This is a genomic window from Streptomyces sp. NPDC051684 (assembly GCF_044453445.1).
Classification (GTDB): Bacteria; Actinomycetota; Actinomycetes; order Streptomycetales; family Streptomycetaceae; genus Streptomyces.
The window spans coordinates 1-3753 of the sequence record NZ_JBITCS010000090.1 but is presented as its reverse complement, the minus strand read 5'-3'; the positions used below and the strand labels follow the sequence as shown (position 1 = coordinate 3753).

General features: G+C 70.7%; 5 protein-coding genes and 2 riboswitches. Of the genes, 4 read left to right on the top strand and 1 reads right to left on the bottom strand.

Features of this window, described 5'->3' with window-relative positions:
- Nucleotides 1-63 precede the first annotated feature (63 nt).
- Nucleotides 64-201: riboswitch (cobalamin riboswitch) on the bottom strand.
- Between the two features lie 86 nt (nt 202-287).
- Nucleotides 288-411: riboswitch (cobalamin riboswitch) on the top strand.
- 61 nt (nt 412-472) lie between these two features.
- The 3 genes from ACIA8D_RS41700 to ACIA8D_RS41690 all read left to right on the top strand — a co-directional run bounded on the left by ACIA8D_RS41700 (nt 473) and on the right by ACIA8D_RS41690 (nt 2883).
- Complete coding sequence (locus ACIA8D_RS41700) at nt 473-859, top strand: (2Fe-2S) ferredoxin domain-containing protein (RefSeq protein WP_399240748.1); 387 nt, start codon at nt 473-475, stop codon at nt 857-859.
- Nucleotides 856-1545, top strand: a complete 690-nt coding sequence (locus tag ACIA8D_RS41695) for a (2Fe-2S)-binding protein (RefSeq protein WP_399240746.1) — start codon at nt 856-858, stop codon at nt 1543-1545. The genes ACIA8D_RS41700 and ACIA8D_RS41695 overlap by 4 nt, the downstream gene beginning before the upstream one ends.
- Before the next feature lie 147 nt (nt 1546-1692).
- Entirely contained in the window at nt 1693-2883 is a 1191-nt protein-coding gene (locus ACIA8D_RS41690; RefSeq protein ID WP_399240744.1) for an amidohydrolase family protein, read from the top strand.
- 18 nt (nt 2884-2901) lie between these two features.
- Here ACIA8D_RS41690 and ACIA8D_RS41685 read toward each other — a convergent pair whose 3' ends face one another.
- Complete coding sequence (locus tag ACIA8D_RS41685; RefSeq protein WP_399240742.1) at nt 2902-3321, bottom strand: hypothetical protein; 420 nt, start codon at nt 3319-3321, stop codon at nt 2902-2904.
- 146 nt (nt 3322-3467) lie between these two features.
- On the opposite strand from ACIA8D_RS41685, the gene ACIA8D_RS41680 reads away from it, so the two are divergent.
- Nucleotides 3468-3662 carry a hypothetical protein gene (locus ACIA8D_RS41680; RefSeq protein ID WP_399240740.1) on the top strand — a complete coding sequence of 65 codons (195 nt, stop codon included), beginning with the start codon at nt 3468-3470 and terminating at the stop codon, nt 3660-3662.
- Nucleotides 3663-3753: the final 91 nt, after the last annotated feature.

The window sequence follows — 3753 nt, the reverse complement described above, 5'->3', positions numbered from 1 at the left end:
CGACGACGCTCCGCGTCGCCTCCCTCCTCCGCCTTGCGATCGCACGCACCAGGCCCCGCTCCCTGATCCGGCCTGATCCAAACGACAAGCCCTAATGGCCGTCGCTTCCCAGCACCCTCTTCCGGGGGCCAATGCGTATGACGGCGGTCGTTCCCACTCACCGCTGCGGGGCAGTCCCGGATTCCCACCGGGTTCCCTCTTGCGACGCCCCGCCTGGCGGACGGGGCGAACCAGTTGCGTCGATCACCCTAAGGCATGATGGTCGGGAACACGGGCGACGGCGGCCCGAGGAAACCGGTGCGAACCCGGTGCGGTACCGCCACTGTGATCGGCGAGCGGATCCCGGAAGACCACTGCCCCCGCGAGGGTGGGAAGGCCGGGACGAGCGCGGACCCGAGAGCCAGGAGACTCACGCCGTCGCCCCCTCGAAGCGATCCGGGGCGGAACTCCCCGGCGAGAGGGAGGATGCGGCATGCCTGAACGGCTCGCCGAAGTACCGGCACCCGCGGCGGCCCGGGCGGTTCCGTGCCGCTTGGTGGTGTGCCGCGACTGCTGTTGCGGCACCGTCAAGGTCACCGGCGATCACGCGGCACAGACGGCGCGGTTGCGGGAGATCGCGCCCGTGCGGATCTCCGAGTGCCTCGACGTCTGCGAACAGGCCAACGTCATCGTCGTCCAGCCCTCCGCCGCAGGGCGGGCGGCCGGAGCACGGCCGGTGTGGCTGGGCCTGGTCAACGACCGTGACGCCACCGAGGACATCGCGGACTGGGTGCGGGCCGGGGGACCGGGAGTGGCGCCGTGCCCGGAGATCCTGGAGTTCTACGTGATCAAACCGCCGCGCAAGGCCACGGTCTCATGACCCCGGTGCCGTCGGAAGCGGTGCCGTCGAAACAGGTCACCGAGGCGCTGCGGGACGTGACGGAGCGCCTCGGCGGCTTCTTCGCCCTGGATACGACGCCGACGCAGGGGCCGCGAGGCGCACGGCTCACCCACGCCGGTCTCGCCGAACGATCCAAGGCGGTCAACGACCGCTACGCCACCGCCGAGCCCCGTATCGGCGCCTCCATCGCCCACCTGGGCCTCGCGGCCCGCCTGTGGTCACCGGTGCTCGCCTGCGCGCTGGTCCACGGGATCGTGCCGGTGATGAGCGCGGTGGAGTGGTCGGGGGAGGGCTCGACGCTGCGGCTGCCCCGGCCCGAGGGGCGACGTGCGGCGGATCCGGCGGTGCTCGCCGACGAGGTGTACGCGGAGGTCGACGGCGTCCTGGCGGCAGTCGAAAGCGGACTCACCATCAAGGTGGCGCCGCGCCTGCTGGCAGGAAATTCTGCCTCGGCGCTCGTCGGATCGGCGGCGCAACTGCTGAGGGTCAGTCCCGACCTGCGGCCGGAACTCGCGCGCCTGACACGGGAGTTGTTGGAAACGGGCAGGCTGCGCGGAACTGGCCGGATCACCGGCCCGAGCCTGACGTTCCGCCGCCACAGCTGCTGCCTCTTCTACCGGGCCCCTAACGGCGGCAAGTGCGGAGACTGCTGCCTGGTGCGGTGACGGCGAGGCCGAGGGGGAGAGCGAGGGTGAGGGTGACGCGACACGGTGGGGTCGAGGTGGCGCGTACAGCCGGGAACCGCGCGCGCTGTCTGATGTGCTGTGCAGTCCAGCAACTGACCTCATGCGCATGAGAGAGAGCCGGGTTTCATGTTGATCACCGCCGCGCGCGTCCTGGCCGGACCCGATCGTCACGTCGTCGCCGACGGGGCCGTCCTCGTACGCGGGAGCGTCATCGCCTTCGTCGGCCCGCGCGAAGAGGCCGAGCGCCGGACGCAGGCCGACGAGCCGCGGCTCGACTTCCCCGACGGCACCGTGCTCCCGGGCCTGATCGACGCCCACGTGCACCTCTGCTTCGACGCGGGGCCGGAACCCGTGGCCACGCTCCAGGAGCAGGACGACGCCGGGCTGTACGCCGCGATGGCCGGCCGGGCACGGCAGTTGCTCGGCGTCGGCGTCACGACGGTCCGCGACCTCGGCGACCGCGACGGCCTCGCGCTGCGTCTCGCTCAGGACATCGAGCAGGGTGCGGGCATCGGCCCGCGGATCGTCTCCGCGTCGACGCCCGTCACTCCGCCCGGTGGCCATTGCTGGTTCCTCGGCGGTGAGGTCTCCGGCCCCGACGAGGTCCGGCAGCTGGTGCGGCGCAATGCCGAGTCCGGCGCCCGGGTCATCAAGGTGATGGCGACCGGCGGCGGGCTCACCAAGGGCGGGGCGAAGAGCTGGGAGGCCCAGTTCTCCGGGGAGGAGTTGGCGGTGCTCGTCGACGAGGCGCACCGTGAGGGACTGCCGGTCGCCGCGCACGCGCACGGCGTGGACGGTATCGCCGCGGCCGTCACGGCGGGCGTCGACAGCATCGAGCACTGCACATGGATGACGGCCGACGGCTTCGAGGTCCGCGAGGACGTGCTCGACCGGATCATCGAGCGGAACATCTACGTCTGCCCCACGATCAGCCCGAACTGGCGGATGCTGCCCAAGTTCTTCGGCGCAGAGCGTGCCGAGGCCATGTTCGAGGCGATCCGCCGGATGGCCGAGGCCGGTGCGCGGCTGATCGCGGGGACCGACGCGGGCGTCCAGCGCGCCGGGTTCGACGGCCTGCCCGCAAGCCTCACGTTCTACGAGCACCTGGGTCTGACCCACGACCGCGTCCTCGCGATGGCCACGACGGAGGCGGCCCGCGCGCTGGGTCTTGACGAGACGACCGGGCAGCTCACCGCCGGCTACGGCGCGGACGTCCTCGTGGTGAACGGCGACCCGCTCACCGAACTGGGCGCGCTCCAGTCCGTGGCAGCCGTGATCGCGGCGGGTCGGCACATTGCGTTGGACGGCAATGCGTAGGAACCACAGAGGAGTTTTTCAACGGCCGTCGGCCTCGGGAGCTCGGCACGGATCGTCGCCCTCGGTCAGCGGCCGGGTGTCGGCCGCCAGGCAGGAGGAGTAGACACGCGCCGGTGACTCCGCGGGCGGCGAGCCGGACACCGCGGAGCCGTGGCCGCCGAAGTGCTCGTGGAGCGCGTCGCCGCAATCGTCGCCGTCGGCGTTCCGGACGCGAGAGAACGCCACCGCTCCGCCGCCCTTGCCGTCCCGCTTGTTCCTCGCCAACTGCCCCTCGATGTCGTCGATCAGCTTGGCGCACTGGGCACTCACGGGCTTCTCGGGTTTCGGGTCGGGCTCGGAGGACGTGTTGAGCCCATAGGTGGCGGCGAGGCCGGCTGCGCACAGCACCACCCACGCCGCAATCCAGGCACGGCGGCCGCTCGGTATTGGTCTTGGCACCTCGGCATCCTATGGGTGTCGACGTAGTGCTGATGCAGGTCACGCAACGGGGAACGAGCCCCAGAAAGCGTCGGCTGAGCACGGTGGATTTCGTACAGGACGGGACAGACTTGTTCTCCGGCCTGTGTGTGAACAGCGTCCTGCCGATGCTCAACCGTGTTGACCCGTACCGCACCCAGATCCTTACATCGGCGGAGATGCCTCAGTTCCTCTCCGAGATCGACGCCACTGGCGACCTGGTGGAGGAGCAGCCGGAGCGGGACATCCTGGGGAAGATCCGCGAGCTGGCCGAGCGTTGCGCGGAAGCCGCGAGCCTGGAACTCCACCTTCAAGGCGACTAGGGCCTGTCTTCAATCTTCCGTCTGCGCCGCGGCGTCTGGCACGCACGCTCGCGGCGTTGCCGAAAAGCCCGAGTAGCTCCGCTACTAGGTC

Excerpts from the sequence above, each read along its gene's own strand:
- ACIA8D_RS41700 (WP_399240748.1), top strand. The coding sequence starts at position 473 with ATGCCTGAACGGCTCGCCGAAGTACCGGCACCCGCGGCGGCCCGGGCG.
- ACIA8D_RS41695 (WP_399240746.1), top strand. The coding sequence starts at position 856 with ATGACCCCGGTGCCGTCGGAAGCGGTGCCGTCGAAACAGGTCACCGAG.
- ACIA8D_RS41690 (WP_399240744.1), top strand. The coding sequence starts at position 1,693 with ATGTTGATCACCGCCGCGCGCGTCCTGGCCGGACCCGATCGTCACGTC.
- ACIA8D_RS41680 (WP_399240740.1), top strand. The coding sequence starts at position 3,468 with ATGCTCAACCGTGTTGACCCGTACCGCACCCAGATCCTTACATCGGCG.